This window comes from Streptococcus sp. 1643, from assembly GCF_006228325.1.
In the GTDB taxonomy this organism is placed as follows: domain Bacteria; phylum Bacillota; class Bacilli; order Lactobacillales; family Streptococcaceae; genus Streptococcus.
Map to the genome: position 1 here is coordinate 346,246 of NZ_CP040231.1, position 14,368 is coordinate 360,613.

General features: G+C 45.4%; 9 protein-coding genes, 16 tRNA genes and 3 rRNA genes. 26 read left to right on the plus strand and 2 right to left on the minus strand.

Going from position 1 to position 14,368, the window contains the following annotated elements; all coding sequences use genetic code 11:
- From ytpR to FD735_RS01975, 6 genes are all read left to right on the plus strand, one after another.
- On the plus strand, window positions 1–627 hold the full coding sequence (gene ytpR, locus FD735_RS01950) for a YtpR family tRNA-binding protein (protein WP_084880105.1): 627 nt from the start codon (window positions 1–3) through the stop codon (window positions 625–627).
- 41 nt (window positions 628–668) lie between these two features.
- On the plus strand, window positions 669–1,430 hold the full coding sequence (locus FD735_RS01955) for an SDR family NAD(P)-dependent oxidoreductase (protein WP_139658362.1): 762 nt from the start codon (window positions 669–671) through the stop codon (window positions 1,428–1,430).
- Between the two features lie 76 nt (window positions 1,431–1,506).
- Complete coding sequence (locus FD735_RS01960) at window positions 1,507–1,902, plus strand: single-stranded DNA-binding protein (RefSeq protein WP_000282436.1); 396 nt, start codon at window positions 1,507–1,509, stop codon at window positions 1,900–1,902.
- 295 nt (window positions 1,903–2,197) lie between these two features.
- Complete coding sequence (gene groES / locus FD735_RS01965; RefSeq protein ID WP_125422694.1) at window positions 2,198–2,482, plus strand: co-chaperone GroES; 285 nt, start codon at window positions 2,198–2,200, stop codon at window positions 2,480–2,482.
- 15 nt (window positions 2,483–2,497) lie between these two features.
- The gene (groL, locus tag FD735_RS01970; protein WP_000031560.1) at window positions 2,498–4,120 is read left to right on the plus strand and encodes a chaperonin GroEL; all 1,623 of its coding nucleotides are present in this window, start codon (window positions 2,498–2,500) and stop codon (window positions 4,118–4,120) included.
- 123 nt (window positions 4,121–4,243) lie between these two features.
- On the plus strand, window positions 4,244–5,011 hold the full coding sequence (locus FD735_RS01975; protein WP_000567567.1) for an epoxyqueuosine reductase QueH: 768 nt from the start codon (window positions 4,244–4,246) through the stop codon (window positions 5,009–5,011).
- A gap of 70 nt (window positions 5,012–5,081) precedes the next feature.
- Here FD735_RS01975 and FD735_RS01980 read toward each other — a convergent pair whose 3' ends face one another.
- Window positions 5,082–5,615, minus strand: a complete 534-nt coding sequence (locus FD735_RS01980; RefSeq protein WP_000775318.1) for a DUF402 domain-containing protein — start codon at window positions 5,613–5,615, stop codon at window positions 5,082–5,084.
- Between the two features lie 88 nt (window positions 5,616–5,703).
- The gene (gene recX, locus FD735_RS01985) at window positions 5,704–6,480 is read right to left on the minus strand and encodes a recombination regulator RecX (RefSeq protein WP_000705065.1); all 777 of its coding nucleotides are present in this window, start codon (window positions 6,478–6,480) and stop codon (window positions 5,704–5,706) included.
- 37 nt (window positions 6,481–6,517) lie between these two features.
- Between recX and rlmD the strand changes: the two genes are divergently transcribed.
- The 20 genes from rlmD (at window position 6,518) to FD735_RS02090 (ending at window position 14,353) form a co-directional block, all read left to right on the plus strand.
- On the plus strand, window positions 6,518–7,888 hold the full coding sequence (gene rlmD / locus FD735_RS01990; RefSeq protein ID WP_139658363.1) for a 23S rRNA (uracil(1939)-C(5))-methyltransferase RlmD: 1,371 nt from the start codon (window positions 6,518–6,520) through the stop codon (window positions 7,886–7,888).
- 58 nt (window positions 7,889–7,946) lie between these two features.
- Window positions 7,947–8,018 (plus strand) — tRNA-Glu (locus FD735_RS01995).
- 231 nt (window positions 8,019–8,249) lie between these two features.
- Window positions 8,250–9,796: ribosomal RNA gene (locus FD735_RS02005) — 16S ribosomal RNA — on the plus strand.
- Between the two features lie 51 nt (window positions 9,797–9,847).
- Window positions 9,848–9,920: transfer RNA gene (locus FD735_RS02010), tRNA-Ala, on the plus strand.
- Window positions 9,921–10,042: 122 nt separating this feature from the next.
- Window positions 10,043–12,946 (plus strand): 23S ribosomal RNA (locus tag FD735_RS02015).
- Window positions 12,947–13,022: 76 nt separating this feature from the next.
- Window positions 13,023–13,138, plus strand: a 5S ribosomal RNA gene (gene rrf / locus FD735_RS02020).
- The 16S, 23S and 5S rRNA genes sit together here with 16 tRNA genes alongside, the layout of an rRNA operon.
- Window positions 13,139–13,142: 4 nt before the next feature.
- A tRNA-Val gene (locus tag FD735_RS02025) sits at window positions 13,143–13,215 on the plus strand.
- A gap of 2 nt (window positions 13,216–13,217) precedes the next feature.
- Window positions 13,218–13,290: transfer RNA gene (locus tag FD735_RS02030), tRNA-Asp, on the plus strand.
- Window positions 13,291–13,314: 24 nt separating this feature from the next.
- Window positions 13,315–13,387 (plus strand) — tRNA-Lys (locus tag FD735_RS02035).
- Window positions 13,388–13,392: 5 nt separating this feature from the next.
- Window positions 13,393–13,474: transfer RNA gene (locus tag FD735_RS02040), tRNA-Leu, on the plus strand.
- Between the two features lie 12 nt (window positions 13,475–13,486).
- Window positions 13,487–13,559 (plus strand) — tRNA-Thr (locus tag FD735_RS02045).
- A gap of 27 nt (window positions 13,560–13,586) precedes the next feature.
- A tRNA-Gly gene (locus tag FD735_RS02050) sits at window positions 13,587–13,658 on the plus strand.
- Window positions 13,659–13,665: 7 nt separating this feature from the next.
- Window positions 13,666–13,751: transfer RNA gene (locus FD735_RS02055), tRNA-Leu, on the plus strand.
- 11 nt (window positions 13,752–13,762) lie between these two features.
- A tRNA-Arg gene (locus FD735_RS02060) sits at window positions 13,763–13,836 on the plus strand.
- Window positions 13,837–13,851: 15 nt separating this feature from the next.
- A tRNA-Pro gene (locus FD735_RS02065) sits at window positions 13,852–13,925 on the plus strand.
- A 5-nt stretch (window positions 13,926–13,930) separates the two neighbouring features.
- Window positions 13,931–14,004, plus strand: a tRNA-Met gene (locus FD735_RS02070).
- A 13-nt stretch (window positions 14,005–14,017) separates the two neighbouring features.
- Window positions 14,018–14,091 (plus strand) — tRNA-Ile (locus tag FD735_RS02075).
- Window positions 14,092–14,102: 11 nt separating this feature from the next.
- Window positions 14,103–14,192: transfer RNA gene (locus FD735_RS02080), tRNA-Ser, on the plus strand.
- Window positions 14,193–14,203: 11 nt separating this feature from the next.
- A tRNA-Met gene (locus tag FD735_RS02085) sits at window positions 14,204–14,277 on the plus strand.
- 3 nt (window positions 14,278–14,280) lie between these two features.
- A tRNA-Phe gene (locus FD735_RS02090) sits at window positions 14,281–14,353 on the plus strand.
- Window positions 14,354–14,368 lie beyond the last annotated feature (15 nt).

A 14,368-nucleotide genomic window follows, 5' to 3' on the forward strand; every position in this document is an offset into this window, starting at 1 on the left:
ATGATTTTTACATATAACAAAGAGCATGTCGGCGATGTCCTTATGGTCATCGTGAAAAATAGCGGCGATGCCAAGTTGGACGTGGAGCGCAAAGGCAAGGTAGCCCGTGTTTTTCTCAAAGAAAATGGAGAAACAGTAGCTTGGAATATTTTTGAAGTTTCAAGTTTGTTTGAAATTGTAGAGCGCGGTCAAGTCTTTTTGACAGATGAGCAAGTCGCTCGTTTGAACCAAGAATTACAGGCGGAAGGCTTTACGGAAGAGATTATCAACGACAAAGACCCCAAGTTTGTTGTCGGTGAAATTGTCGAGATGGTAGCCCATCCTGATAGTGACCACCTCAACATCTGTCAAGTGGCCGTCGCAAGTGACAAGGCAGTGCAAATCGTTGCAGGGGCTCCCAATGCGCGTGTTGGGTTGAAAACCATTGTAGCTCTTCCTGGAGCGATGATGCCCAAAGGCAATCTCATTTTCCCAGGCGAACTTCGTGGTGAAAAGAGTTTTGGCATGATGTGCAGCCCTCGTGAATTGCAGCTGCCAAATGCTCCGCAAAAACGTGGGGTTATTGAATTATCAGAAGACCAAGTTGTCGGAACTCCATTTGACCCAGCCAAACACTGGACTGCCTAGGAAATTGTCGGTATTTGATAGACCAGATAGAGGGGGATAAGATGGCGAAAAATGTAATGATTACAGGAGCGACTTCAGGAATCGGTGAAGCGATTGCGCGTGCTTATCTGGAGCAGGGGGAGAATGTCGTTCTAACAGGGCGACGGACAGACAGACTAGAGGCCCTCAAGTCAGAGTTTGCAGAAATTTTTCCTAATCAAACCGTTTGGACCTTTCCACTGGATGTCACAGATATGACCATGGTCAAGACTGTCTGCTCCGATATTTTGGAAACGATAGGGCAGATTGATATCTTGGTCAATAATGCCGGACTAGCTCTTGGCTTGGCTCCCTATCAAGACTACGAAGAGTTGGATATGCTGACCATGTTGGATACCAATGTCAAGGGTTTGATGGCAGTTACTCGCTGTTTCTTGCCAGCAATGGTAAAAGCGAATCAGGGTCATATTATCAATATGGGGTCAACCGCAGGAATCTATGCCTATGCTGGGGCAGCTGTTTACTCAGCCACCAAGGCTGCTGTCAAGACTTTTTCAGATGGTTTGCGAATTGATACGATCGCAACGGACATCAAGGTAACTACTATTCAGCCAGGAATTGTCGAAACAGATTTTTCTGCGGTACGTTTCCACGGTGACAAAGAGCGTGCTGCGACGGTTTATCAGGGGATCGAAGCCTTGCAGGCACAAGACATCGCAGACACTGTTGTCTATGTGACCAGTCAACCCCGTCGTGTGCAGATTACAGATATGACTATTATGGCCAATCAACAGGCGACAGGTTTCATGGTTCATAAAAAATAAAAAATTTTCTCGAAAAGTTACAAATTTTTGTAACTTTTTTTATTCCTTGCGAATAGATAAGTAGGAGGAAGAAAATATGTATAATAAAGTTATTTTGATCGGGCGCTTGACGTCTACACCAGAATTGCACAAAACCAACAATGACAAGTCGGTAGCGCGAGCAACTATCGCTGTGAACCGTCGTTACAAAGACCAAAACGGGGAACGTGAAGCTGACTTTGTCAATTTGGTTCTTTGGGGCAAATTGGCTGAAACCTTGGCAAGCTATGCAACTAAAGGTAGTCTTATCTCTGTGGATGGAGAACTTCGTACCCGTCGCTTTGAGAAAAATGGCCAGATGAACTATGTGACTGAAGTTCTTGCCACAGGATTCCAACTTTTAGAAAGCCGTGCCCAACGTGCCATGCGTGAAAATAACGCAGGACAGGATTTGGCAGACTTGGTTTTGGAAGAGGAGGAATTGCCATTTTAATACTCTTCGAAAATCTCTTCAAACCACGTCAGCTGGTATAGGTAACTGACTTGGTCAGTCTTATCTACAACCTCAAAGCAGTGCTTTGAGCAACCTGCGGCTAGTTTCCTAGTTTGCTCTTTGATTTTCATTGAGTATAAACATTGAAAAGTCTGAGTTGGTCTCAGACTTTTTATCTTGCCAAAGTCAGACTTTTTTCTTGACTATTTCTGACCAAGTGATACAATAGAACTATGAATTAGCACTCATATATAAAGAGTGCTAATAATATGTAGTTTATCATGGAGGAAGACAAATGTTGAAACCATTAGGAGACCGTGTGGTCTTGAAAATTGAAGAAAAAGAACAAACTGTTGGAGGCTTTGTCCTCGCAAAATCAGCCCAAGAAGGAACGAAAACAGCTACTGTAGTGGCTACAGGACAAGGGGTTCGTACCTTGAATGGTGACTTGGTTGCTCCAAGCGTTAAGTCTGGAGACCGTGTCTTAGTTGAAGCCCATGCAGGTATTGATGTCAAAGATGGCGATGAAAAGTACATCATCGTTGGCGAAGCTAACATTTTGGCAATCGTTGAAGAATAGAAGGAGAAAGTAAGTATGTCAAAAGAAATTAAATTTTCATCTGATGCTCGTTCAGCTATGGTCCGCGGTGTCGATATCCTTGCAGATACTGTTAAAGTAACCTTGGGACCAAAAGGTCGTAACGTTGTGTTGGAAAAATCATTTGGCTCACCACTCATCACCAATGACGGGGTGACCATTGCCAAAGAAATCGAGTTGGAAGACCATTTTGAAAATATGGGTGCCAAATTGGTATCAGAAGTAGCTTCAAAAACCAATGATATCGCAGGTGACGGAACGACAACTGCAACTGTCTTGACCCAAGCTATCGTCCGTGAAGGAATCAAAAACGTCACTGCAGGTGCCAACCCAATCGGTATTCGTCGTGGGATTGAAGCAGCAGTTGCCGCAGCTGTAGAAGCCTTGAAAAACAATGCCATTCCAGTTGCCAATAAAGAAGCCATCGCTCAGGTTGCTGCCGTATCTTCTCGTTCTGAGAAAGTCGGTGAATACATTTCTGAAGCCATGGAAAAAGTTGGCAAAGATGGAGTCATCACTATTGAAGAATCACGTGGTATGGAAACAGAACTTGAAGTTGTTGAAGGAATGCAGTTTGACCGCGGTTATCTATCACAGTACATGGTGACGGATAGCGAAAAAATGGTGGCTGATCTTGAAAATCCATACATTTTGATTACTGACAAGAAGATTTCCAATATCCAAGAAATCTTGCCGCTTCTAGAAAGTATTCTTCAAAGCAATCGTCCACTCTTGATTATCGCGGATGATGTAGATGGCGAAGCTCTTCCGACTCTAGTATTGAATAAGATTCGTGGAACCTTCAACGTTGTAGCAGTTAAGGCACCTGGCTTTGGTGATCGTCGTAAAGCGATGCTTGAAGATATCGCTATCTTGACAGGCGGAACAGTCATCACAGAAGATCTTGGTCTTGAGTTGAAAGACGCTACTATTGAAGCGCTTGGTCAAGCAGCGAGAGTAACTGTGGACAAAGACAGCACTGTTATCGTAGAAGGTGCTGGAAATCCTGAAGCTATTTCTCACCGTGTTGCGGTTATCAAGTCTCAAATCGAAACTACAACTTCTGAATTTGACCGTGAAAAATTGCAAGAACGCTTGGCCAAATTGTCAGGAGGTGTCGCGGTGATCAAAGTCGGTGCTGCAACTGAAACTGAGTTGAAAGAAATGAAACTCCGCATTGAAGATGCCCTCAACGCTACTCGTGCAGCCGTTGAAGAAGGAATCGTTGCAGGTGGTGGAACAGCTCTTGTAAATGTCATCCCAGCCGTAGCTGATTTGGAATTGACAGGAGATGAAGCAACAGGACGCAATATTGTTCTCCGTGCCTTGGAAGAACCTGTTCGTCAAATTGCCCACAATGCAGGATTCGAAGGTTCTATCGTTATCGATCGTTTGAAAAATGCTGAAGTTGGTACAGGATTCAACGCAGCGACTGGCGAGTGGGTCAACATGATTGAAGAAGGAATCATTGACCCAGTTAAAGTGAGCCGTTCTGCCCTTCAAAATGCAGCCTCTGTAGCTAGCTTGATTTTAACAACAGAAGCAGTCGTAGCCAATAAACCAGAACCAGTAGCCCCAGCTCCAGCAATGGATCCAAGCATGATGGGCGGGATGATGTAAAAGCAACTTATAAAAAACACAAAAGGAGGGAACACAATCCCTCCTTTTAAGGTTTTCTCTTCTAAATAGATTTGAGCTCTCCTAACTTATATGATAAAATAAAACTAGAAAAAGGAGAAGAACATGATCGATGTAGAAGAAATTCTGAGCAAGATGAATCCCAATCAGAAGATTAATTATGACCGTGTTATGCAGAAAATGGTACAGGTTTGGGAGAAAAATGAGCAACGTCCAACTATTCTCATGCATGTTTGCTGTGCTCCTTGTAGTACCTACACCCTAGAATACCTGACAAAATACGCTGATGTGACTATCTATTTTGCCAATTCCAATATCCATCCCAAGGCAGAATACCACAAGCGGGCTTACGTCACCAAGAAATTTGTCAGTGATTTCAATGAGCGAACAGGAAATACGGTCCAGTATTTAGAAGCCCCATATGAACCCAATGAATACCGGAAGTTAGTTAGAGGACTAGAAGAAGAACCCGAAGGTGGCGACCGTTGCAAGGTTTGTTTTGACTACCGTTTGGACAAAACAGCACAGGTAGCTATGGACTTGGGCTTTGACTACTTTGGTTCAGCCTTGACCATCAGTCCTCATAAGAATTCTCAAACCATCAACAGCATCGGAATCGATGTGCAAAAGATTTATACCACCCACTATCTTCCAAGTGATTTCAAGAAAAATCAAGGCTACAAGCGCTCGGTAGAGATGTGCGAGGAGTATGATATCTATCGTCAATGTTATTGTGGATGCGTCTATGCAGCTCAAGCTCAGAACATTGATCTTGTTCAGGTTAAGAAGGATGCCACAGCTTTTTTGCTGGATAAGGATGTTGAAAAAGACTATTCTCATATCAAGTTTACTGTCACTAAATTAGATATATAGCAATTAACCCAGCTGAAAAGCTGAGTTTTTCAAATAAAAAAACCGGGGCTTTCACCCCAGCTTGACAACTTTACCGATTCTTTAGTTCTATGTAGCGTTTGTACCAAATGTTGACATAGGCCTCTGAGAAAGGACCGCGTCCATTGTTAATCCAATCAACAAGGATTTTAACATGCTCTTTCAAAATATAGTCTAAATCATCAGAATACTTCATTTTGCGTTTATGGCGCTCGTACTCTTCAACGTCCAAGAGACGCTTTTCACCATCAGTGAAAACCTTGACATCCAAATCATAATCAATGTATTTCAGGGCTTCCTCATCTAGATAGTAGGGGCTGGCCATATTGCAATAGTAGGAAATCCCATTATCACGAATCATGGCAATGATATTAAACCAATATTTTTTGTGAAAGTAAACAATAGCCGGTTCTCGAGTCACCCAACGACGACCGTCACTTTCGGTAACAAGTGTGTGGTCGTTGACGCCGATAATAGCGTTCTCTGTTGTTTTTAGTACCATGGTGTCTCGCCAAGTACGGTGAAGACTCCCATCATGCTTATAACTTTGAATTGTAATAAAGTCGCCTTCTTTTGGAAGTTTCATAACTAACCAACTTTCTACAATTTATAAGTTTATCGTCTACTATTATATCATAAATTGGTCTAATCTTTTTGAATTTTACATGAAAATGTTAAAGATATTCTCTGAGAGCGTTTGCTATATCCGAAAAATCATAGCCTTTTCTAGCTAGGACTTGAGTTAAACGTTGCTTTAGTTCGTAACCTTCATACTTTCGAGCATACTTAGCATATTGTTTGTCTAGCTCTTTAAAAATGAGTTCTTGAGTCGTTTCTTGGTCGACTTGACTGTCCAAGTCATCAAAGGCACTTTTAGCATCGGGATAGGAGAAGCCCTTGTTAGTCAAGTTTTGGATAATCTTATCTTGCAAAGCGCGAGCAGGAAGCTTTCCGGTGTATTTTTTAAGCAGTTTCTCAGCTACACGTTGAGCAACTTCTGTATAGTCAAAATCCTTTAAAACCTCTTCAATAGTTGATTTGGCAATCCCTTTTTGAGACAGTTTTTGAGCTAGCACATAAGGTCCCTTATCTCCAGAAAGTTGATTGGCATTGATGATAGAGTAGGCATACTGACGATCATTAATCCAGTTATCTTCTTTAAGGTTAGCAATAACTTGACTAGTGATTTTTTCATCAAGATCATACTTTTTCAGATACTCACGAACTTCCTTTTCGGTTCGAGCTTTAAATGATAGATGGTAGAGGGCGAGATTCTTACCATAAGAAAACTGAGCAAAGCCCTGTATCTCGATTAATTCTTCCTTGCTAACCACCTTATCTTTAGACAACATAAAACGGACAATGGTATCTTCCGTGATATAAGAGGTTTGCTGTCCATCTAGTTCCATTAAGTAGAGGCGTTTTTTCTTTTCAAGTTTTGTGATTTTCATAGTTCTATTATACCCTAAAATGTGATAAGATAGGGGTATGAATCTGAAAGTCAAACAAAAAATACCTTTAAAAATCAAGCGGATGGGTATCAATGGTGAGGGAATCGGTTTCTACCAGAAAACCCTCGTTTTTGTACCAGGCGCCCTCAAAGGAGAAGATATCTATTGTCAGATTACTTCTATTAAACGTAACTTTGTTGAAGCCAAATTACTAAAGGTTAATAAGAAGTCTAAATTTCGAGTCGTACCAGCTTGTACGATTTATAATGAATGTGGTGGTTGCCAAATCATGCACCTTCACTACGATAAACAGTTGGAGTTCAAAACGGATCTGCTCCACCAAGCCCTGAAAAAATTTGCTCCTGCAGGATATGAAAACTATGAAATCCGTCCAACTATCGGAATGCAGGAACCAAAGTACTACCGTGCTAAGCTTCAATTTCAGACTCGGAAATTTAAAAATCAGGTCAAGGCAGGTTTGTATGCGCAAAACTCTCATTATCTCGTAGAGTTGAAAGACTGTTTGGTGCAAGATAAGGAAACCCAAGTGATTGCGAATCGCCTAGCTGAACTTCTTACTTACCACCAAATTCCAATTACAGATGAGAGAAAAACGTTAGGCGTTCGTACTATCATGGTACGTCGAGCAAGAAAAACGGGACAAGTCCAGATTATCATTGTCACAAATCGCCAGCTTAATTTAACCCAGCTAGTAAAAGACTTAGTTAAAGATTTTCCAGAAGTCGTCACAGTTGCAGTCAATACAAATACAGCGAAAATAAGTGAAATCTATGGTGAAAAGACGGAAATTATCTGGGGCCAAGAGAGTATTCAAGAAGGAGTACTCGACTATGAGTTTTCTCTCTCCCCTCGAGCTTTTTATCAGCTTAATCCTGAGCAGACAGAAATTCTCTATAGTGAAGCAGTTAAGGCTCTGGATGTCAGCAAAGAGGATCATCTGATCGATGCCTATTGCGGTGTTGGGACGATTGGATTTGCCTTCGCAAATAAGGTCAAGAGTCTCAGAGGAATGGATATTATTCCAGAAGCCATTGAAGATGCCAAGCGAAATGCTCAGAGAATGGGGTTTGACAATACCCATTACGAAGCGGGAACAGCAGAAGAGATTATTCCACGCTGGTATAAAGAAGGCTACCGAGCAGATGCCTTGATAGTTGACCCTCCTCGTACAGGTTTAGATGATAAGCTACTGGATACCATTCTGACCTATGTTCCAGAAAAAATGGTCTATGTATCCTGCAATGTTTCGACCTTAGCGCGAGATTTGGTTAAACTAGTAAAAGTCTATGACCTCCAGTATATCCAGTCAGTTGATATGTTTCCCCACACTGCACGAACAGAAGCAGTGGTTAAATTAGTGAAGAAAAGAAAAAATCAACTTCACTGAAAAAAGTTCTTGACAAAGGTAAAAAAGTAGGTATAATAGAAAGAGTTGAAAAGCTCAAGGTCCGTTGGTCAAGGGGTTAAGACACCGCCTTTTCACGGCGGTAACACGGGTTCGAATCCCGTACGGACTATGGTGTATTGCGGCTAAAAAAACTTGAAAAAAGTTTAAAAAATCTGTTGACAGAGGCAGGTAGCTGTGATATACTAATATAGTTGTCGCTCGAGAGAGAATGAGTGACAAAGACCTTTGAAAACTGAACAAGACGAACCAATGTGCAGGGCACTATAACTGAAGTTATAGTACTGAACAATGAAAAAAACAATAAATCTGTCAGTGACAGAAATGAGTGAGAACTCAAACTTTTAATGAGAGTTTGATCCTGGCTCAGGACGAACGCTGGCGGCGTGCCTAATACATGCAAGTAGAACGCTGAAGGAGGAGCTTGCTTCTCTGGATGAGTTGCGAACGGGTGAGTAACGCGTAGGTAACCTGCCTGGTAGCGGGGGATAACTATTGGAAACGATAGCTAATACCGCATAAGAGTAGATGTTGCATGACATTTGCTTAAAAGGTGCAATTGCATCACTACCAGATGGACCTGCGTTGTATTAGCTAGTTGGTGAGGTAACGGCTCACCAAGGCGACGATACATAGCCGACCTGAGAGGGTGATCGGCCACACTGGGACTGAGACACGGCCCAGACTCCTACGGGAGGCAGCAGTAGGGAATCTTCGGCAATGGACGGAAGTCTGACCGAGCAACGCCGCGTGAGTGAAGAAGGTTTTCGGATCGTAAAGCTCTGTTGTAAGAGAAGAACGAGTGTGAGAGTGGAAAGTTCACACTGTGACGGTATCTTACCAGAAAGGGACGGCTAACTACGTGCCAGCAGCCGCGGTAATACGTAGGTCCCGAGCGTTGTCCGGATTTATTGGGCGTAAAGCGAGCGCAGGCGGTTAGATAAGTCTGAAGTTAAAGGCTGTGGCTTAACCATAGTACGCTTTGGAAACTGTTTAACTTGAGTGCAAGAGGGGAGAGTGGAATTCCATGTGTAGCGGTGAAATGCGTAGATATATGGAGGAACACCGGTGGCGAAAGCGGCTCTCTGGCTTGTAACTGACGCTGAGGCTCGAAAGCGTGGGGAGCAAACAGGATTAGATACCCTGGTAGTCCACGCCGTAAACGATGAGTGCTAGGTGTTAGACCCTTTCCGGGGTTTAGTGCCGCAGCTAACGCATTAAGCACTCCGCCTGGGGAGTACGACCGCAAGGTTGAAACTCAAAGGAATTGACGGGGGCCCGCACAAGCGGTGGAGCATGTGGTTTAATTCGAAGCAACGCGAAGAACCTTACCAGGTCTTGACATCCCTCTGACCGCTCTAGAGATAGAGTTTTCCTTCGGGACAGAGGTGACAGGTGGTGCATGGTTGTCGTCAGCTCGTGTCGTGAGATGTTGGGTTAAGTCCCGCAACGAGCGCAACCCCTATTGTTAGTTGCCATCATTCAGTTGGGCACTCTAGCGAGACTGCCGGTAATAAACCGGAGGAAGGTGGGGATGACGTCAAATCATCATGCCCCTTATGACCTGGGCTACACACGTGCTACAATGGCTGGTACAACGAGTCGCAAGCCGGTGACGGCAAGCTAATCTCTTAAAGCCAGTCTCAGTTCGGATTGTAGGCTGCAACTCGCCTACATGAAGTCGGAATCGCTAGTAATCGCGGATCAGCACGCCGCGGTGAATACGTTCCCGGGCCTTGTACACACCGCCCGTCACACCACGAGAGTTTGTAACACCCGAAGTCGGTGAGGTAACCTTTTAGGAGCCAGCCGCCTAAGGTGGGATAGATGATTGGGGTGAAGTCGTAACAAGGTAGCCGTATCGGAAGGTGCGGCTGGATCACCTCCTTTCTAAGGATAAGGAACTGCACATTGGTCTTGTTTAGTCTTGAGAGGTCTTGTGGGGCCTTAGCTCAGCTGGGAGAGCGCCTGCTTTGCACGCAGGAGGTCAGCGGTTCGATCCCGCTAGGCTCCATTGGTGAGAGATCACCAAGTAATGCACATTGAAAATTGAATATCTATATCAAATAGTAACAAGAAAATAAACCGAAACGCTGTAGTATTAAAAGAGTTTATGACTGAAAGGTCAAAAAATAAGGTTAAGTTAATAAGGGCGCACGGTGGATGCCTTGGCACTAGGAGCCGAAGAAGGACGTGACAAACGACGATATGCCTTGGGTAGCTGTAAGTAAGCGATGATCCAGGGATTTCCGAATGGGGGAACCCAACAGGTACTACCTGTTACCCGCATCTGTTAAGGATGTGAGGAGGAAGACGCAGTGAACTGAAACATCTAAGTAGCTGCAGGAAGAGAAAGCAAAAGCGATTGCCTTAGTAGCGGCGAGCGAAACGGCAGGAGGGCAAACCGAAGAGTTTACTCTTCGGGGTTGTAGGACTGCAATGTGGACTCAAAGATTATAGAAGAATGATTTGGGAAGATCAGCCAAAGAGAGTAATAGCCTCGTATTTAAAATAGTCTTTGTACCTAGCAGTATCCTGAGTACGGCGGGACACGTGAAATCCCGTCGGAATCTGGGAGGACCATCTCCCAACCCTAAATACTCCCTAGTGACCGATAGTGAACCAGTACCGTGAGGGAAAGGTGAAAAGCACCCCGGGAGGGGAGTGAAATAGAACCTGAAACCGTGTGCCTACAACAAGTTCGAGCCCGTTAATGGGTGAGAGCGTGCCTTTTGTAGAATGAACCGGCGAGTTACGATATGATGCGAGGTTAAGTTGAAGAGACGGAGCCGCAGGGAAACCGAGTCTGAATAGGGCGCATTAGTATCATGTCGTAGACCCGAAACCATGTGACCTACCCATGAGCAGGTTGAAGGTGCGGTAAGACGCACTGGAGGACCGAACCAGGGCACGTTGAAAAGTGCTTGGATGACTTGTGGGTAGCGGAGAAATTCCAAACGAACTTGGAGATAGCTGGTTCTCTCCGAAATAGCTTTAGGGCTAGCGTCGACATTAGAGATTCTTGGAGGTAGAGCACTGTTTGGGTGAGGGGTCCATCCCGGATTACCAATCTCAGATAAACTCCGAATGCCAATGAATTATGGTCGGCAGTCAGACTGCGAGTGCTAAGATCCGTAGTCGAAAGGGAAACAGCCCAGACCACCAGCTAAGGTCCCAAAATAATTGTTAAGTGGAAAAGGATGTGGGGTTGCACAGACAACTAGGATGTTAGCTTAGAAGCAGCTATTCATTCAAAGAGTGCGTAATAGCTCACTAGTCGAGTGACCCTGCGCCGAAAATGTACCGGGGCTAAAACAATTTACCGAAGCTGTGGATACCTTTATAGGTATGGTAGGAGAGCGTTCTATGTGTGATGAAGGTATACCGTGAGGAGTGCTGGAACGCATAGAAGTGAGAATGCCGGTATGAGTAGCGAAAGACAGGTGAGAATCCTGTCCACCGTAAGACTAAGGTTTCCAGGGGAAGGCTCGTCCGCCCTGGGTTAGTCGGGACCTAAGGAGAGACCGAAAGGTGTATCCGATGGACAACAGGTTGATATTCCTGTACTAGAGTATGTAGTGATGGAGGGACGCAGTAGGCTAACTAAAGCAGACGAATGGAAGTGTCTGTCTAAGCAGTGAGGTGTGATATGAGTCAAATGCTTATATCTATAACATTGAGCTGTGATGGGGAGCGAAGTTTAGTAGCGAAGTTAGTGACGTCACACTGCCAAGAAAAGCTTCTAGCGTTTAAACATACTCTACCCGTACCGCAAACCGACACAGGTAGTCGAGGCGAGTAGCCTCAGGTGAGCGAGAGAACTCTCGTTAAGGAACTCGGCAAAATGACCCCGTAACTTCGGGAGAAGGGGTGCTGACTTTAGGTCAGCCGCAGTGAATAGGCCCAAGCAACTGTTTATCAAAAACACAGCTCTCTGCTAAATCGTAAGATGATGTATAGGGGGTGACGCCTGCCCGGTGCTGGAAGGTTAAGAGGAGTGCTTAGGAGTAATCCGAAGGTATGAATTGAAGCCCCAGTAAACGGCGGCCGTAACTATAACGGTCCTAAGGTAGCGAAATTCCTTGTCGGGTAAGTTCCGACCCGCACGAAAGGCGTAATGATTTGGGCACTGTCTCAACGAGAGACTCGGTGAAATTTTAGTACCTGTGAAGATGCAGGTTACCCGCGACAGGACGGAAAGACCCCATGGAGCTTTACTGCAGTTTGATATTGAGTGTCTGTACCACATGTACAGGATAGGTAGGAGTCTATGAGATCGGGACGCCAGTTTCGAAGGAGACGTTGTTGGGATACTACCCTTGTGTTATGGCCACTCTAACCCGGATAGGTTATCCCTATCGGAGACAGTGTCTGACGGGCAGTTTGACTGGGGCGGTCGCCTCCTAAAAGGTAACGGAGGCGCCCAAAGGTTCCCTCAGAATGGTTGGAAATCATTCGCAGAGTGTAAAGGTATAAGGGAGCTTGACTGCGAGAGCTACAACTCGAGCAGGGACGAAAGTCGGGCTTAGTGATCCGGTGGTTCCGTATGGAAGGGCCATCGCTCAACGGATAAAAGCTACCCTGGGGATAACAGGCTTATCTCCCCCAAGAGTTCACATCGACGGGGAGGTTTGGCACCTCGATGTCGGCTCGTCGCATCCTGGGGCTGTAGTCGGTCCCAAGGGTTGGGCTGTTCGCCCATTAAAGCGGCACGCGAGCTGGGTTCAGAACGTCGTGAGACAGTTCGGTCCCTATCCGTCGCGGGCGTAGGAAATTTGAGAGGATCTGCTCCTAGTACGAGAGGACCAGAGTGGACTTACCGCTGGTGTACCAGTTGTCTTGCCAAAGGCATCGCTGGGTAGCTATGTAGGGAAGGGATAAACGCTGAAAGCATCTAAGTGTGAAACCCACCTCAAGATGAGATTTCCCATGATTTTATATCAGTAAGAGCCCTGAGAGATGATCAGGTAGATAGGTTAGAAGTGGAAGTGTGGCGACACATGTAGCGGACTAATACTAATAGCTCGAGGACTTATCCAAAGTAACTGAGAATACGAAGTGTGAGGTTTTCTTGGTATTTGATAGATATTCAATTTTGAGTAGGTATTACTCAGAGTTAAGTGACGATAGCCTAGGAGATACACCTGTACCCATGCCGAACACAGTAGTTAAGCCCTAGAACGCCGGAAGTAGTTGGGGGTTGCCCCCTGTGAGATATGGAAGTCGCTTAGCTCGAGGGAGTTTAGCTCAGCTGGGAGAGCATCTGCCTTACAAGCAGAGGGTCAGCGGTTCGATCCCGTTAACTCCCATAGGTCCCGTAGTGTAGCGGTTATCACGTCGCCCTGTCACGGCGAAGATCGCGGGTTCGATTCCCGTCGGGACCGTTTAAGATAACGGAAGTTATTTTAGACTCGTTAGCTCAGTTGGTAGAGCAATTGACTTTTAATCAATGGGTCACTGGTTCGAGCCCAGTACGGGTCATATTTGCGGGTTTGGCGGAATTGGCAGACGCACCAGATTTAGGATCTGGCGCTTAACGGCGTGGGGGTTCAAGTCCCTTAACCCGCATAATAGAAATCAGCCGGCTTAGCTCAGTTGGTAGAGCATCTGATTTGTAATCAGAGGGTCGCGTGTTCAAGTCATGTAGCCGGCATTTTTTTATATAGAATAAGAGGTCGATGCGAACGTAGTTCAGTGGTAGAACACCACCTTGCCAAGGTGGGGGTCGCGGGTTCGAATCCCGTCGTTCGCTTAGAGAGGCCGGGGTGGCGGAACTGGCAGACGCACAGGACTTAAAATCCTGCGATTGGTAACGATCGTACCGGTTCGATTCCGGTCCTCGGCATATAATGATGAGCACCCTTAGCTCAACTGGATAGAGTACCTGACTACGAATCAGGCGGTTAGAGGTTCGACTCCTCTAGGGTGCATTTTTTTATTTAACGCGGGAAGTAGCTCAGCTTGGTAGAGTACTTGGTTTGGGACCAAGGTGTCGCAGGTTCGAATCCTGTCTTCCCGATTCATGGCGGTGTAGCTCAGCTGGCTAGAGCGTCCGGTTCATACCCGGGAGGTCGGGGGTTCGATCCCCTTCGCCGCTATATTGATCTTGTTGGACCTTTAGCTCAGCTGGTTAGAGCTCTCGGCTCATAACCGAGTGGTCGTAGGTTCAAGTCCTACAAGGTCCATTGTAAATAATGGAGGATTACCCAAGTCCGGCTGAAGGGAACGGTCTTGAAAACCGTCAGGCGTGTAAAAGCGTGCGTGGGTTCGAATCCCACATCCTCCTTTTTATATTAACGCGGGATGGAGCAGCTCGGTAGCTCGTCGGGCTCATAACCCGAAGGTCGTAGGTTCAAATCCTGCTCCCGCAATTTGGCTCGGTAGCTCAGTTGGTAGAGCAATGGATTGAAGCTCCATGTGTCGGCGGTTCGATTCCGTCTCGCGCCATATTTCTTTTATTAA